Origin of the sequence: Pseudodesulfovibrio alkaliphilus (assembly GCF_009729555.1) — a bacterium.
Lineage (GTDB): Bacteria > Desulfobacterota > Desulfovibrionia > Desulfovibrionales > Desulfovibrionaceae > Pseudodesulfovibrio > Pseudodesulfovibrio alkaliphilus.
The window spans coordinates 1-15,849 of the sequence record NZ_WODC01000010.1; the positions used below are offsets into that span (position 1 = coordinate 1).

The window sequence follows — 15,849 nt, forward strand, 5'->3', positions numbered from 1 at the left end:
GGGAGCGGTGTTCCGTTTCTGGCTTTTCTTCTTTTATCTTCAGACGGTGAGCTGGGTTGGCGGGAATAAGCTGCTCATCCTCGCACCATGTCAAAAATGATGAAATGTTGGTCAGATTGTTATTCACAGTGCTGACGGCAACGGTATTGTCAGGTTCAAGGGCGACCATTTCTTGGATGGTCTTGCCCTTGAATCGTTTGCTGTTCCGAAATCGGGGGAGCTGGAGCAGGGTATCCCGTACATGGCGCACAGCTTGCCGGTCCAGTTCGTCCACCGGAATGTCGCCGAGGATGTCGGTCAGGCTGTTGAGCGTGGACAGGATGTCATTGGCACTGCCCTCGCTCCATCGTTTGGCGGCGATCCTGTCCGCCTTGTAGCGTTTCAGGGCCTCGGAAAGCACGATTTGGGACTTGGTTTCCTGTGCAGGCTGTGGAGCCGCTGGTTCAGGCGGCAGAATGGTGTTTTCAAAGGCATAGTCGCCTTCGGCGCGATGGCTGATAATCCGGTAGTAGGCGATGAGGGCTTTCGTGAATTCGTGGGCGAACTCATCCGTCAGGTCAAAGGACTGGGGCGGCCCGAAAACGTCTCCCTCGGCGGCGAGAACCATGTATTCCCGCATGGTGTCGTAGTCGCGGGAGACCAGAAGCCCTTTCAGGTGGTCGATGAGTTCTTCCGTCTTTCCCGGCACGTATTGCAGAATCGGATTGGGCGGGGTCAGGTTGTTGATGGATATCTGCTCATTCTCCTTGAGGAAGCGTTCAAGGAAATCCCGCAGAAAGAGCTTGATGCGGTCAAAATCATCCATGGCGAGCTCACCGTCTTGTATCCTGGTCAGGACTTGTTTTACGCCGGAGGCCAGGATTCGGGCCTTTGGCCTTGCTTCGGCCAGGTATCCCGTGCGCAGGGACATCCTGATCTCGGAGCGGCCCAGCGAGTGGCGCAGGGCGCTCGGGACAACGTGACGAAAGTAGTAGGTCGTGCCTTTCAAGTAAAGGTGATTCGGGGAGCGAGCGATTCGCGGCATGTGACGTCTCCGGCGACAGACGATTCCGGGTGCTTTGACCCACCACTTTGACCCAGAGGGGTCAAATCACGCCGAAAGAAGACAATCGCGTAACTTGCCGGATAAAAAAGAAAAAGGGTTGCAGCCTGTTAGCCGCAACCCTTGATCATTCTGGTGCCGAAGAGAAGACTCGAACTTCCACGGGGGAACCCCCACTAGACCCTGAACCTAGCGTGTCTACCAATTCCACCACTTCGGCACGTTCAGAGGAAGATGGCTTATATATTGGTTGATCCTGGTTTGCAAGCGCTTTTTCAAGGCGAGTAAAGAAAATGAATCAGGAAAACATGAGAGCGGGTTGCCATGGCGATGGGCGGTCCTCTGCCGAAAGTCGGATACGAGAAAGGCTTCCTCGGACCGTCCGTGGAAGCCTTTGGCTTTCTCGTGTGCAAAAAAGGAAGAAGTTGCATTTGTCTTTGCAACGGTCATGCCAAAACTCCAGCCATTAAAAAAATATTGATGCATGCCCTTCCATTTCAAGGTGTTACCTTTTGAGCTCAAGGGATTGACCTTGCCTATCTGCGGCTGGTGGGGGTACAAAAAACTGAACTTTGCCCGATAGTGGCGGCACTGGGTCCAGATATTTTAACCGGGCAACGTCTTGATGCCCACCGTATCGCTGGGGCCGCTAAAGTGTCGGGTATTCGGGCCGGAATCAGCGGTCTGTGAGGGAATTGGAATGGGGAGCGTGTTGTTGTTGGTGGTCTGTTTTGTTCTGGGCGCGATCCTGCGGGCCGGAAGGGTTGCGGACGAAAAGGGGCCGGACGTTTTGAATGCCGTCATCATATACATGGCACTGCCTGCCCTGGCCCTGACCCATGGGCATAAACTGTCAATCGATGCCGGATTGATGCTGCCAGCCGCCATGCCTTGGATCGTCTTTGGGGCGGGCTATATTCTGTTCTCCCTGGCGGGTCGGCTCCTGGGACTGGACAAGAAGACCGTGGTCTGCCTGACCCTTGTCGCAGGCCTGGGCAATACCTCGTTTGTGGGAGTGCCCATGATAGAGGCTTTCTTCGGTCCCGAGCTTGTAGGCGTGGGCATGGTCATCGACCTGGCGGGAACATTCATGGTCCTGGCTGTGCCAGGTATGATTCTGGCTGCGCGGGCGGCAGGACACGGCTGTCATTGGCGGAGCCTGGCGCGGAAGGTCTTGCTGTTTCCGCCGGTTGCCGCGCTTGTTCTCGGCATCGCTCTCCAGCCGGTCGCGCTCCCCGGATGGCTGATAGTGATGCTGGAGCGCCTGGGCTCAACCTTGGCCCCGCTGGCCCTGCTCTCGGTGGGTATGACGCTGCGGCCGGGCCAGATCAAAAGCAACGCCCACCTGTTGACCCTTGGCCTGGGCTACAAGCTCTTACTGGCTCCGGCCCTTATCCTCACTCTCTATATGGTTGGTTTCGGACAAAATGACATCATTGCCCGCGTCACCATTTTCGAGGCGGCCATGGGGCCGATGATCACTGGCGGAATCATTGCCATGACCTATGGCCTCAATCCCTCACTGGCCGCTGCCCTGATGGGTGTCGGCATTCCTCTTTCGTTCCTGACCATTCCCGTATGGTACTGGGTGATGCGGTAGGGCTGCAATGCTCGGTGCCGCAAAGGGTTCACTTTGAGTCTTGTGGCGCCAACAAACGGTTGGGACATGGCGGGCAATGTGAATTGGCGCGCCAGGGAGGATTCGAACCCCCGGCCGTCGGCTTAGAAGGCCGATGCTCTATCCAACTGAGCTACTGGCGCACTGGTGGTGTGATACTGGAACGCGTGGCGTGAGGTCAAGGGTTTCGTGCCGCAGTTACGGGCGGTGCGCAGGGCTTCCCTGGCAGGATGGTTCCTGATACAAGGGACGGCGTGGAACCGCTCAAGGATTACGATGCACTCCTTTCCTACATGGACAGCCTCGGGCTGTTCCACATGGAGCTTGGCCTTGGCCGCATGGAGACCTTCTGGGCCGTACGCGGCAGGCCTGGAGTATCCGTGGTCCATGTCATCGGCACCAACGGCAAGGGCTCGACCTCGACCTTTTTCTGTTCCATAGCCAGGACGCATGGCATCAAGGCGGGACTGTTCACCTCGCCCCATTTTGTTTCGCCGCGGGAGCGGGTGCAGATCAACCGTTCCCTCCTCGGACGCGAGCAGTGGGTTGAGCTTGCCAACGAAATTCTTGCCACCCCTGGCGGCGCGGCCCTAACCTATTTCGAGTTTCAGACCTGTCTGGCCATGCTCGCCTTTGAAAGAAAGAATGTCGAGATTGCGGTGATGGAGGCAGGACTCGGCGGCCGATTTGATGCCACCACGGTCTTTTCGCCGCGCCTGACCCTGTTCACTCCCATTGCCATGGATCACGAAAAAATCCTCGGCCCGACACTGCGGGACATTGCCAGGGACAAGGCCGGAGCCATCCATCCCGGATCTGTGGCCGTAACCGGCCCGCAGCGCACCGAAGCAATGGCCGAACTTGCCGAGCGGGCTGAGTCCGTGGGCGCACGCCTGATACTCGCCTCGGACGTTGCCGACCCGGTGGTCGATGGTCGCCTCGGGCTCTCCGGGCCGCACCAGCGGGAAAACGCCCGCCTTGCCTTGGCCGGATGGCGCGTATTTGCCGCCATGGCCGCCATCCGCAGCGAGGCCGATGCCGAGCGCTTTGGGTTGGAGTCGGCATTTGTTCCCGGCAGGATGCAGCGAGTGATTGTCGGCGGCCGCAGCATCATTCTCGACGGCGCACACAACACGCACGCCCTGACCGCCCTGGGCGAAGCCCTGAAAACAGAAAACATCAAGCCGGCATCCGTAGTTTTCACCTGCCTGGCTGACAAAGACGCCTCGGCCATGCTGCCGCTGGTGCGGGCGCTGACGGATGGGCCGGTGCTGGTGCCGGGCCTGGAAAACGAACGAGCCGGAGATGCGACGCGTATCGCCTCGGAAATGGGCGGCGACGCACGGGCCATGCCGAACCTGGATCAAGCCCTGAAAACTGCGCTGGCACTGGGAACCGAGGCAAAGGGGCCGGTGCTTGTCTGCGGCTCCTTGTACTTGCTCGGCGAGTTTTATAATATCTACCCGGAATTTTTGACTAAATAGCATCGAGATTATCATGAGCACGTTGTTTCGCCACCTCCCGTCCGTAGCCCAGGCCCTCGAGGCGCTTGAAGTCGACCCGGACATCTCCCAATTTCCGCGCCAGTTGGTCAAGGAACAGGTCAACGCATTCCTGGATCTTTGCCGCGAGGAGATCCGCACGGGCATCATCGCCGATGCGGCCGCCCTGACTCTTGACGCCCTTCTGCCGCGCTTGGCCGCCTTTGTGCGCAGCGCCTCAAGGCCCCATTTCCGCCGGGTCCTCAATGCCACGGGCGTGGTCATCCACACCAATCTCGGCCGCTCCATCCTGGCCCGGTCAGCCGTCGAGGCCGTTGCCCATGCCTGCGCCCACTACTCCAACTGCGAGTTCGACCTGGGCTCGGGCAAACGGGGCAGTCGCTACAGCCATGTGGAAAAAATCCTCTGCGACATAACCGGAGCCGAGGCCGCGCTGGTGGTCAACAACAATGCGGCCGCCGTACTCATCATGCTTGAAACCCTGGCCCGGGGGCGCGAGGTCATCGTTTCGCGAGGCCAGTTGGTGGAGATCGGCGGTTCGTTTCGCATCCCTGACGTGATGGCCAAGTCTGGCGCGGTCCTGCGCGAGGTGGGGGCCACCAATCGTACCCATGTCCATGATTATGAGCAGGCCATCGGCGATGAGACCGCAGCGCTGATGCGCGTCCACACCTCGAATTTTCGCATGGTCGGCTTCACCCGTGAGGTGAGCCTGCCCGAGATGCGCCTCCTTGGCGACAGATACGGTCTGCCGGTCCTTGAGGATCTGGGCAGCGGCACCCTCTGCGATCTGGCTGGCGAGGGATTGCCGGGCGAGCCCACGGTGCAGCAGGTGGTGGCCCAGGGTGCGGATGTGGTCTCCTTCTCCGGGGACAAGGCGCTGGGAGGCCCCCAGGCGGGCATCATTGTCGGACGCAAGGAATACGTGGACCGCATCAAGCAAAACCCCCTGAACCGGGCCGTGCGAATCGACAAGATGACCCTGGCCGCGTTGGAGGCCACCCTGCGCCTCTACCTCGACATGGAAACCGCCCGGCGCGAGGTGCCGACCCTGCGCATGATCACGGCCTCGCAGGACTCCCTGCGCAGCAAAGCGCGCAGACTGGCCGAGGCAGTACGGACCGAGCTTGGAGATTCAGCCCAGGTGACCTTGCGCAAGGGCTTCTCGCGAGTTGGCGGCGGCGCATTCCCGGAATACGACCTGCCCGGCACCCTGGTTTCGGTGAACCTGCCCGGCATGTCTGCAGAGTCCCTGCGCGTGGCATTGCTCGGGACCGACCCGCCGCTGGTGGCTCGCATTGAAGACGACGCCCTCCAGCTCGACCCGCGCACCCTGACCTCAAGCGAACTCAAACTGACGGCCGAGGCGCTGCGCCAAGCCGTGGACACCATAAAGGACAAGGCATGAGCAAGAAAATCGCGAAACTCGAATATGAACCGAAATCGGCTTGGGAGGTCTATGCCTCCGGCAAGGACATCAAGGCCATGGACGCCATGGCCGAGAGGTATGTGGATTTCCTGAGCCGGTGCAAGACCGAACGGTTGGTCATGGACCATGTCAGGGCCCAGGTCGAAGCCGCCGGGTTCGTGGACGACCTGGCTGCCCCGCTTGCCTATCGCTTCAACCGCAACAAGACCTGCTTTCTGGCGCGCAAGGGCAGACGCCCCTTGAGCCAGGGATTCCGACTGGTGGGGGCCCACGGCGACTGCCCGCGGCTGGACCTCAAGCAACGGCCTCTTTATGAGGATACGGACATCTGCCTTGCCAAGACCCACTACTACGGTGGCATCCGCAAGTACCAGTGGTTGACCATCCCCCTGGCCCTGCACGGTACTGTGGTCAAAAAAAGCGGCGAAGCGGTCGCCGTGTGCATCGGCGAGGATTCGGCCGACCCGGTTTTCACCATCACCGACCTGCTGCCGCACCTGGCCTACAAGGAAGTGGAAAAAAAGGTGGCCGACGCCTTTGACGCCGAAAAACTGAACCTTATCATGGGCCAATCGCCCGCAGCCAAACAGGGAAAAGACGGCGAAGCGGTCAAGGAGCCAGTGAAACGCAAGGTTCTGGAACTGCTCAACAAGCGCTACGGCATCGACGAAGCCGACTTTTTCAGCGCCGAGATGCAGGCTGTGCCAGCCGGACCGGCCCGGTTCGTGGGCCTTGATCGCAGCATCATCGGCGGCTACGGCCAGGACGACCGTTCCAGCGTCTTCTGCGCCCTTGAAGCCTTGTTGGCCGAGCCTGACCCGGAATACGCACAAATCATACTCTTTTGGGACAAGGAGGAGATCGGCTCCGAGGGAGCCACCGGAGCCAACTCACGCTTTTTTGAAAACTGCATGGAGGAGCTGGTGGAGGCGTGGGAGCCGGGGGCTCGGCTGTCGAGCGTCCTTTCGGGCGGTTCGGCCCTGTCCGCGGATGTGTCCGCCGCCATGGACCCTGACCACAAGGATGTCTATGAGCCGCTGAACGCGGCCCGCCTGGGCTACGGCCCGTGCTTCAACAAGTTCACCGGCCATCGCGGCAAGGTGGGCGCCAACGACGCCCACCCGGACTTCATCGGCTGGCTGCGGCGCATCCTCGACGACGCGGACATCCCCTGGCACATGTCGGAGCTGGGCAAGGTGGACGTGGGCGGCGGCGGCACTGTGGCCAAGTTCCTGGCCGTCTACGGCATGGATGTCATCGACGTGGGCGTACCCGTGCTCTCCATGCACTCCCCCTTCGAGCTTTCGGCCAAGGTGGACATTTACGCCTGCACCCTGGCCTTCAGGGAATTTTTGAAGCAGTAGGGGCGCGTCGAGAAAGCCTCCCTCGCTTCATTGCCCCGTGAATCAGTTCCCATGAACGAAAGAACATGACCGGACCTGATTCATGGGGGTGCGTTCGCGACCGTTTTGCCGGACACGCAGGATGCTACCGGCCCCTCATGGCCTCCACTCCCTCGACCGGGATGGAGGTGCGTGCGCTGATCTCGTCGATGGTCAGCCCCTGGGCCAGCAGCCGGCGTACCAGCACGGGCAGCGGTTCGGCCACCTCGACCACATGGCCGTCAGGATCGTGCAGCCGGAAAGCCCGTTGGCCCCATGGCGCGGTCTGAACCGGGTGGACGATGTCCTTCCAGAGACCGCCCACGCGGGCATAGTCGTCTTCCAGGGTCTCGCTTTCAAAATACAGCTCGAAATTGCCCTGCCCCAATGCCGCCGGGGGTTGCCGGGCACCCTCATAAATCACTTGGGTTGCCAGGTCCGCTTGCCAGATGGAGAACCCACCGGCAAAGGCGACGTGGGCACCATGGTCGGCCAGCACCTCCTGACCGAGGATCTCCTGATAAAAGGTGCGCGAGGCGTTGATGTCGGCCACCAGCAGAGAGGGGCCTGCAAAGATCATGGGCATGGAGTACTCCTGGTGTCATATCCGGTGAAGTGCTTGCGTTGTTGAGGACTTCGCCGTTTTTGTCTATCGTGCTATGCGGATACCAGAAACATCGGGAGCACGAAAGAGGGAAGGACCGCATGCCTGTCATCATGGGAACCGCCGGACACATCGACCACGGCAAGACCACGCTCATCAAGGCCCTCACGGGCATCGACTGCGACCGCCTCTCGGAAGAGAAAAAGCGGGGCATTACCATCGAGCTCGGCTTCGCCTTTCTTGATCTCAAAACCAGGGAAGGCGCGGAAACCGAGACCGGACAGGATGACGAATCCAGACTCGGCATTGTGGACGTTCCGGGTCACGAGAGATTCGTCAAGAACATGGTGGCCGGAGCCACGGGTGTGGACTTTGTCATGCTGGTCATCGCCGCCGACGAGGGCATCATGCCCCAAACCAGGGAGCACCTCGAAATATGCCAGCTCCTTGGCGTAAACTCCGGCCTGGTAGCCCTGACCAAGACCGACATGGTGGACGAGGAATGGCTTGAGATGGTCAAGGACGAGGTGGCGGTCTGGCTTGAACCCACCTTCCTTGGCAATGCGCCCGTGGTGCCCGTATCGAGCCACACCGGCCAGGGACTCGACGAACTGAAGGACGCCCTGCGCACTCTGATGGCAGGGTTCACCCCCGGACGACGCTCGGACCTCTTCCGGCTGCCCGTGGACCGCGTCTTCACCATGAAGGGGCACGGAACCGTAGTCACCGGCACCATGATTTCCGGGTCCCTTTCGGTGGGGGAGGAAGTCCGGCTCTATCCGGGCGATGTCCGGTCCAAAGTGCGCAGCCTGCAATCCCACGGGGCCACAGTGCAGACAGCCCGGGCCGGACGAAGGACGGCCGCGAACCTGCAGGGGCTTGAAGTGGACGACATCCGGCGCGGCGATGTGCTGGCCCGGCCCGATACGCTCTTTCCGGCCCAGGTCTGGGACATGGAACTGACCATGCTCGAATCCTCGCGACGCCCGCTCAAACACCGCAAGGAAGTCCACTTTCACCACGGCGCCCGCGAGGTGCTGGCGCGGATATATCTGCTTGACCGTGACGAACTCAAGCCCGGAGAGACCGCCGTGTGCCAGGTGCGGTTTATTGAGCCTTTGGCCGGGGTTTACGGCGACCGCGTGGTCTTGCGCTCGTTCTCGCCGCTTCGCGCCTTTGCCGGGGGCCGGGTCATCGGCCCGCGAGGGCACAAGGTCAAACGCTTTTCCCCTCAGGTGGAGGCACTGGCCGCCCTGGCCCATGAATCGGCCGAGGTGGTGGCCGAGGCCCAGCTGGAGCTGGCCGGACCGCAGGGGCTCTCCTGGAGCGAACTCTTGATTATGACCAACCTCGAAACCAAGGCCCTGGAAAAAACTCTCGGCGTTCTCGGAGGCCAGCAGAAAGCCATTCTCTTCGATCGCGAAGCGAGACGATACGCGGGCGGGAGACTGGTCCAGGAGTTGACGGACGGGTTGCTCGACTGGCTGGCCGCTTTTCACCGCAAGGATTCCATGAAGCCCGGCGTTCAGCGCGGCGAGCTGGGGTCGTCCTGGGGCAAGAGAATGCCGCCGAAGCTCTTTCACTTCATCCTTGAGCGCTTGCTCAGGAAGGGAGATGTGGTGGCCGAGCAGGAGCTGCTGCGGCTCAAGGACCACGCCGTGTCCCTTGCTTCGGATCAGGAGGCGGTGTGCACGGCCCTTGAGGCGGCCTTCCGCGAGGGGGGCGCCACCCCGCCCAATCTCAAGGACGTGCTTGAACCGCTGGGGCTGACCGCCAGACAGGCCGCGCCCGTGCTCAAGCTGCTTCAGGACCGGGGCGAGCTTGTGCGGGTCAAGGATGACATGTACTATTGCGGCTCGGCACTGGACAGCATCAGGACGGCCATCGTCGGCTTCTTCGAGACGCACACCGAGATGTCCGCCCCTGATTTCAAGGAGTTGACCGGCCTTTCGCGCAAGTACCTGATTCCGGTGCTTGAATACTTCGACAAGGAGAAGCTCACGGTGCGCGTGGGCGATGTCCGCCATTTTCGCAAACGCTCTTGACACGGTCCGGGAGGCAACTTACGCCATGCTCATGGCCAAAAAACACCTGATTCGCGGCGTCTGCATTCTGCTTATGCCCCTTGTGCTGGTCGCCTGCGCCAGCCGGGGGACGGAAAGCGGCTCAGGCGCGAGCGCCGAGGCCACGGCCCAGGGGCTGGTGGACTCGGCAGCGCACATCCTGCAAGCAGGGCTGGACGGCGAGCAGGGCCAGGAGTTGCGTCAGCTCCTCAGTCAAGCCCGGGGGGCCATGATCGTGCCCGGCATGGGCAGCGTCAGCTTCCTTTTCTCCCTTGGCGGCGGCAACGGCCTGATGCTGGCCCAAACCGACAGCGGCTGGACCGGCCCCGTCTTCCTGACCAAGGGAACCGGCGGTCTGGGCATGCAGGCAGGCGTCACCCGAGTCTCGGGCATCATCCTCTACATGCGCGACGAAGATGTGCGCTACGTACTCGAAACCGGCGCCCTGCTCCAGGGCCGGGCGGCCATCACCTTTCTCGACGCGGACTTCGAAGGCAACCGCACCCCGGAATTCGTGGAGACCGGCGACGTGATCTTTGTGGGCAGGACCGAGGGACTCTACGCGGGCGTCGGCGTGAGCACCGGGGGCCTGTCCAACCGGACCGGCCTCAATGCAGCCTATCATCGCACTGCTGACGGCCGCCCCGAACATGTGCTCTTCGAAACCGGCACCGTGCCCGACGGTGCGCGTCCGCTCATCGACATGCTCGAAGACGCCGCGGCCCAAGGGCGCGAGGCAACAAAAAAGGACGGAACCGTAGTTCCGTCCAATTAATGGCTCCTGGGGTGAGTGATGGGACTTGAACCCACGGCCACTTGGGCCACAACCAAGTGCTCTACCAACTGAGCTACACCCACCGCGTGAGGGGCATTTCTTAGCCAAGGTTTCGCGTTCGGTCAAGCAAAACAACTATGAAAAAGGAATTCCATGGATAAACTTGTCATTCAAGGCGGTGTTCCGCTCCAGGGCGCCATCCGGGTCAGCGGCTCCAAGAACGCGGCCCTGCCCATTCTCATGGCCTGCCTGCTGGCCGAGGGCCAAGTGAACTTAAGTAATGTGCCACGGCTCGCGGATATCCGCACCTCTCTCAAGCTCCTGAACATCCTGGGCTGCGAGACCACCTTTGCGGGCAACGAGGCCACCAGCCGCTGCGTGGAACTCAAGCCCGAAGCGCCCTACGATCTGGTCAAGACCATGCGGGCCTCGGTGCTCTGCCTGGGTCCGCTGCTGGCCCGGCTGGGCGAGGCCCGTGTGGCCCTGCCCGGCGGCTGCGCCATCGGGGCGCGCCCGGTGGACCTCCACCTGCGCGGCCTGGAGCGCATGGGCGCTGTCTTCGAGATCACGGAAGGCTATATCAAGGGTTCCTGCAAGGACGGCCTCATAGGGGCGCACATCACCCTCGACTTTCCCACCGTGGGCGGCACCGAAAATCTGCTCATGGCCGCCAGCCTCGCCAAGGGGCGCACCACCATGGAAAACGCCGCCCGCGAACCCGAGGTGGTCGATCTGGCCAATTTCCTCAACGCCTGCGGTGCCAGGATCAGCGGGCAGGGAACAAGCGTCCTGACCATCGACGGCGTTTCCTCGCTCTCGGGGTGCGACTATCGGGTCATGCCCGACCGCATCGAAGCGGGTACCTACATGGTGGCCGCCGCCATCACCAACGGCGAGCTGAAGATCGTCGACTGCCCCTTCCCGGAACTGGACGCCGTGACCTACAAGCTGCGCGAGATGGGTGTCTGGCTCCAGGAGGAGGAAGGGCATGTCCTGGTGCGCCGCGCCGAAGGTCCGCTCAGGAACGTGGATGTGACCACGCTCCCCCACCCCGGATTCCCCACTGACATGCAGGCCCAGCTCATGGCCCTGATGTGCTTTGGCCAGGGGGCAGGGACCATTGAGGAGAAGATCTTCGAAAACCGCTTCATGCACGTACTCGAACTTGTGCGCCTGGGGGCCGATGTCCGACTCAAGGGGCGAACGGCAATGGTCCACGGCGTGGGCAAGCTCACAGGCGCTCCGGTCATGGCATCGGACCTGCGAGCAAGCGCCTCCCTGGTCCTGGCGGGGCTGGCGGCCCAGGGAACCACGACCATCGAACGCATCTACCACCTCGACCGGGGCTACGAGAACATCGAGGCCAAGCTTTCCGGCGTCGGTGCCCGAATCGAACGGGTTGCCGGGTAGAGATACGGACGGGCCGGACGACGGGAGACTGCGGGAAGAGACCTTTTGCTTTGGTCTTTTCCTGCCCGGCATCCGGCCTATCACCAAATAAGGGAAAACGATCCTGGCGTTGAGGCCGGGGCTGACACACAGAGCCGGCGTAGGAAGTGTTTCGGACTGAGACAGGCATCACCCGTCACCGCACGACATGAAGCAACAAGGTATTGATAATGCGAAAACTTGCGTCTAAACTATGGGTTGGGGCTCTTTTGTTCGCCTTGTTCGGCGTATTTGTCGCCTCAAAGGTCATATTCAATCTCAACCTGCTCGGGACGGATACCGTCCGTCCCGTCACCATCGACAAGGTCAGCAGGCTGGGTCAGTACGGCTATGGGTGGACGCAGGATATTTACGGAGATCTTTCACAGGGGATCTTTTCCACCGTCAGGATGCTGGAGAACGGCATAGAGTATGGGCACCCAAGCTCATGGCACGGGGACGTACAAGCCAAAGGCAACGGCCTGTACATCCACAGGGATGGAGTGCTTTTCTCCACCCCGGACAACACCCCACCCATTTATAACGGTCGATCCTACGCTGCCAGCTTCAATCCTTACGCATGGCTCAACACCGACTATGTTTCGCTCAGCCTGCTGGCGATCATCTGGCTCATTTTCTTTCGAATGCCGCCGGGGACGCCATGCCATCGCCTCGCTCGCATGCCCCTGCTCTGGCTTGGGGTGCTGCTGCTCGACCGATTCGCCACCTTTTCGACCTCTGCCAGCTTTGTTCTTGAGCATTTGCCCGACACCAATTCCTACCTGAACATTCCTTTTGATTCCCTGACGGGGGCGCTCAGTTCTCTCAGGACACTCGGATATCCTCTCCTGCTGGCCTTGATCCCTGTTTCTATCCTTCCCGAAATGCAACTGCTGCTCTACCTGGCAGCTGTCTTTGTCTTTGCGCTCGGCATTGGCAGTTTGGCCGGAAAATGGACAGGTGTGTTCATGTCCCTGCCGTTGGTCTGCATGATCGGCGCATACCGCCTCGACGGACTTATCTATATCGCCCACCATGCGACCGACAGCATGGCCTTGGCCGCAGCCCTCGCCGCTCTGGGCTTTTTATTCCTGGCCTTCAGCGCAGAGGGAAAACGGCGTGGCCTGTTCGTCACTGCGTGCTGCCTCATAACGCTTCTCGGTTACCATATACGACCGGCCTATCTTTTCCTGCTGCCTCTCATGCCTTTCATTACCCTTGGTTGGGTGTTTCTCAACAACCCTTCCGCCTCGCGAAAAGATGCGGCCAAGAAAGTGCTTCTTCCTGTAACGGCTGGCGTCGTACTGCCCTTCGTGCTCTTTTGCGGCATGCGGTATGTGGTGGTTAATCATTTCGGACTGGTCTCCTTCGGCGGCCATAACATTGTCCGCATTGCAGGCAACTTTCTCGACAGGGACACGGCCGAAGCAATGCCGGAGGACATCCGGCCCTATGCCAGAGCCGCGGCGGACAATCTATCGAATGCCGGGGCGTTGGTACCCCCGTGGGCAACCGCTGAAGAGGTCTACATGCACATATACCAGCACTACTCTTACACTGTCGCCAACATGGGCGGGGAGATGGGATATTGCAGGGGCGGAAAGGAGTGCAACGAGCTTTTCAATAAATTGGCTCGCGCCGTCTTGCTGGAACATCCGGGCATGTATGTCCGGTGGGTTTGGGGAGCGTTCCTTGATTCGGCCAAGCAGTTTACCCTTTTAGGCCGATGGAAATTCCCCCTCATCACTGGCTTTTTCCTTTCCTTGGCGTTTCTCGCCGCTTCCGCATGGCAAGCGCGAAATCGGATATCTATGGGAAAAGCAATCCTTTCAAGCGGGTTCGTACCGGCGTTATGCCTGATCGTGTTTTCCGGATTGAGCTATTTCCTGCTGGGATTGGCAAACATAATACTGGTCGAACCTCCCTTGCCCCGATACCTCACTGGCGTCCGGGCCTTGATACTGCCCGTATATGTGGGTGTAATTTGCTTCATAGTTCGCGCAGGTTGGCACATGCGGCATCCCTCTGCCCCCAAGCGGGGCTGATCGCATCAGAAACAAGACTTTATTCGGGAAATCGAAAATGTGCGGTATCTGCGGAAGATTCAGTACGGCGGATCAGCCCACCCGGGAAACCGTGAGGCGGATGGCGGAAAGAATGACCCATCGCGGACCAGACGCTCAAGGCGTTTGGAACGAAGGGCCCATCTGCCTCGGCCACAGACGGCTTTCCATCATCGATCCGTCCAGCGAGGCCAACCAGCCCATGCTCGACGCCTCGGGGCGGGCTGCCATCACCTACAACGGCGAGGTCTACAACTTTAAGGAGTTGCGCCAAGAGCTTGAAGGGCTGGGCGCAACCTTTGCCACGGATTGCGACACAGAGGTTGTTCTTGCCGCCTACCTCGCATGGGGGCCATCTTGCCTCTCCCGTTTTGTCGGCATGTTCGCCCTCGCCATCTATGATCGCAAGGAACGGACGCTCTTCCTGGCTCGCGATCGCTTTGGGGAAAAGCCTCTATATTATCATCGGCTAGCAACTGGCGGCATTGTCTTTGCCTCGGAACTCCCCTCCCTCATCGAAGACCCCTCGGTGCCCAGGGCCGTATCTGCCCGAGGGTTGAGCCAGTTCCTTTCCCTGGGGTATACCCTGACCTCGTCGAGCATTCTTGACGCGGTGGAAAAACTGCCTCCCGCGCATTATATGCTCGTTCGGGCAGACGGCACGCAAGAGACTGTCAAATGGTGGGACTACGCTTCTTTTTTTCGCTGCCCCTCCCCTTTTGCGTCCATGGATGAAGCCGCCGAGGCCATGGCTGCCCTGCTTCGGGATGCGGTAGCCGGGCAGTTGGTCAGTGATGTCCCTCTGGGCGGCTACCTCTCCGGGGGAATCGATTCTTCTGCCATTGTCCATGCCATGTGCCAACTGCGGGACCCGGATCTCAACCACATCTTTTCCATCGGATTCAACGAGAAAGGATACAGCGAACTCGATCAGGCCCGCTTCGTGGCCGAGGTTCTTGGAGTTCGCTATTCGGAAGCGGTGGTGGACACGGCTCTTTCCTCCCGGCTGCCTGAGCTTGTTCGAGCAACCGGAGAGCCCTTTGCGGACAGCTCCCTGCTGCCCACGGGGCTCCTGGCTGAATTTGCCAGACGGGACGTTAAGGTGTGCCTCTCTGGCGATGGCGGCGATGAACTTTTTGCAGGCTACGAGACATACCTTGCCGACAGGTTGCGATCCATGACCGCCTGGGTTCCCTCTGGCTTTGTCAAGTCGCTGGGAAAACTTGTGGAAGCTGTTTGGCCTGCGGACCAGGGCAAGGTGAGCCTCAACTACAAGGTAAAGCAGTTCTTGTGCGGGCACGGCCTCAGTGCCGAACGGGCGCATTATCACTGGCGCACCCTCTTTTCCGAGCAGGGGAAGCGCCATCTGCTGCGCCCGGAATTTGCAACGGCCGTCACCGCGCACGATCCCTTTGACGACTTCGCCGCCTTCCACGAGGAGGCTCAAGGGATAGATTTTCTTGGGCAAAGCCTGTTTGTGGACGCCAAGACGTGGCTTGCCAACGACATCCTCGTCAAGGCAGACAGAGCATCAATGGCCTTTTCTCTCGAATGTCGGGTTCCTTTTCTGGACCATCGCCTGGCCGAGCTGGCTGCCTCGCTGCCTTCGCGCTGGAAGTTGGCCGGTCTGGACAAAAAAGCCCTGCTCAAACGGGCCATGGCCTCGCGGTTGCCGAAGCAGGTCGTTCGTGCGAAAAAAAGAGGCTTCAACGCCCCGGTGTCTCCATGGTTCTCCTCGCCGGGCTTTCTAGGCGATTTGACGCCGGAATTCCTCGCGGGAGACTGGTTCCGGGCAGACGCAGTGGCAGCACTGATGGCTGAACACAAGGACGGTCATCAAGACAACGGGTTGAAGCTGCTTGCCCTGGCCACTTGTCAAATGTGGCGTAACGAGGTGTGTCCCGACGCATCGCTGGACCTGATATGCCAATGAGCCAAAAACA

12 protein-coding genes and 3 tRNA genes are annotated in these 15,849 nt (G+C 60.5%); 9 read left to right on the forward strand and 6 right to left on the reverse strand.

Going from position 1 to position 15,849, the window contains the following annotated elements; genetic code table 11:
• From GKC30_RS13165 to GKC30_RS13175, 3 genes are all read right to left on the reverse strand, one after another.
• Positions 1 to 1,024: DUF6538 domain-containing protein (locus tag GKC30_RS13165; RefSeq protein WP_367614142.1), on the reverse strand; the 1,024-nt coding region annotated here is incomplete at its 3' end.
• Positions 1,025 to 1,175: 151 nt separating this feature from the next.
• Positions 1,176 to 1,262 (reverse strand) — tRNA-Leu (locus GKC30_RS13170).
• On the reverse strand, positions 1,241 to 1,528 hold the full coding sequence (locus tag GKC30_RS13175; protein WP_155935437.1) for a hypothetical protein: 288 nt from the start codon (positions 1,526 to 1,528) through the stop codon (positions 1,241 to 1,243). The genes GKC30_RS13170 and GKC30_RS13175 overlap by 22 nt, the downstream gene beginning before the upstream one ends.
• 214 nt (positions 1,529 to 1,742) lie before the next feature.
• Here GKC30_RS13175 and GKC30_RS13180 point away from each other — a divergent pair, with 214 nt between their 5' ends.
• Positions 1,743 to 2,642 (forward strand): AEC family transporter, encoded by a 900-nt coding sequence (locus tag GKC30_RS13180; protein WP_155935438.1) that lies wholly within the window; start codon positions 1,743 to 1,745, stop codon positions 2,640 to 2,642.
• Positions 2,643 to 2,726: 84 nt separating this feature from the next.
• On the opposite strand, the gene GKC30_RS13185 is transcribed toward GKC30_RS13180, so the two are convergent.
• Positions 2,727 to 2,803, reverse strand: a tRNA-Arg gene (locus GKC30_RS13185).
• Between the two features lie 111 nt (positions 2,804 to 2,914).
• Here GKC30_RS13185 and GKC30_RS13190 point away from each other — a divergent pair.
• From GKC30_RS13190 to GKC30_RS13200, 3 genes are read left to right on the forward strand one after another with little or no spacing between them, the layout of a single operon-like run.
• Positions 2,915 to 4,144, forward strand: coding sequence for a bifunctional folylpolyglutamate synthase/dihydrofolate synthase (locus GKC30_RS13190; RefSeq protein WP_367614143.1), 1,230 nt, complete (start codon positions 2,915 to 2,917; stop codon positions 4,142 to 4,144).
• A gap of 13 nt (positions 4,145 to 4,157) precedes the next feature.
• Entirely contained in the window at positions 4,158 to 5,570 is a 1,413-nt protein-coding gene (selA, locus tag GKC30_RS13195; protein ID WP_155935439.1) for an L-seryl-tRNA(Sec) selenium transferase, read from the forward strand.
• Positions 5,567 to 6,955 (forward strand): aminopeptidase, encoded by a 1,389-nt coding sequence (locus tag GKC30_RS13200; protein WP_155935440.1) that lies wholly within the window; start codon positions 5,567 to 5,569, stop codon positions 6,953 to 6,955. The genes selA and GKC30_RS13200 overlap by 4 nt, the downstream gene beginning before the upstream one ends.
• 124 nt (positions 6,956 to 7,079) lie before the next feature.
• Here GKC30_RS13200 and GKC30_RS13205 read toward each other — a convergent pair whose 3' ends face one another.
• Complete coding sequence (locus GKC30_RS13205) at positions 7,080 to 7,559, reverse strand: VOC family protein (RefSeq protein ID WP_155935441.1); 480 nt, start codon at positions 7,557 to 7,559, stop codon at positions 7,080 to 7,082.
• Positions 7,560 to 7,678: 119 nt separating this feature from the next.
• Here GKC30_RS13205 and selB point away from each other — a divergent pair, with 119 nt between their 5' ends.
• Positions 7,679 to 9,622, forward strand: coding sequence for a selenocysteine-specific translation elongation factor (selB, locus tag GKC30_RS13210; RefSeq protein ID WP_155935442.1), 1,944 nt, complete (start codon positions 7,679 to 7,681; stop codon positions 9,620 to 9,622).
• Positions 9,594 to 10,415 carry a lipid-binding SYLF domain-containing protein gene (locus GKC30_RS13215; protein ID WP_231117179.1) on the forward strand — a complete coding sequence of 274 codons (822 nt, stop codon included), beginning with the start codon at positions 9,594 to 9,596 and terminating at the stop codon, positions 10,413 to 10,415. The genes selB and GKC30_RS13215 overlap by 29 nt, the downstream gene beginning before the upstream one ends.
• A 7-nt stretch (positions 10,416 to 10,422) precedes the next feature.
• Here the strand turns inward: GKC30_RS13215 and GKC30_RS13220 are convergent.
• Positions 10,423 to 10,498, reverse strand: a tRNA-His gene (locus GKC30_RS13220).
• Between the two features lie 70 nt (positions 10,499 to 10,568).
• On the opposite strand from GKC30_RS13220, the gene murA reads away from it, so the two are divergent.
• The 3 genes from murA to asnB all read left to right on the forward strand — a co-directional run bounded on the left by murA (position 10,569) and on the right by asnB (position 15,839).
• On the forward strand, positions 10,569 to 11,825 hold the full coding sequence (murA, locus tag GKC30_RS13225; RefSeq protein WP_155935443.1) for a UDP-N-acetylglucosamine 1-carboxyvinyltransferase: 1,257 nt from the start codon (positions 10,569 to 10,571) through the stop codon (positions 11,823 to 11,825).
• A 209-nt stretch (positions 11,826 to 12,034) separates the two neighbouring features.
• Positions 12,035 to 13,888 (forward strand): hypothetical protein, encoded by a 1,854-nt coding sequence (locus GKC30_RS13230; protein ID WP_155935444.1) that lies wholly within the window; start codon positions 12,035 to 12,037, stop codon positions 13,886 to 13,888.
• A 37-nt stretch (positions 13,889 to 13,925) separates the two neighbouring features.
• The gene (gene asnB, locus GKC30_RS13235; RefSeq protein ID WP_155935445.1) at positions 13,926 to 15,839 is read left to right on the forward strand and encodes an asparagine synthase (glutamine-hydrolyzing); all 1,914 of its coding nucleotides are present in this window, start codon (positions 13,926 to 13,928) and stop codon (positions 15,837 to 15,839) included.
• The last annotated feature ends 10 nt before the right edge of the window (positions 15,840 to 15,849 follow it).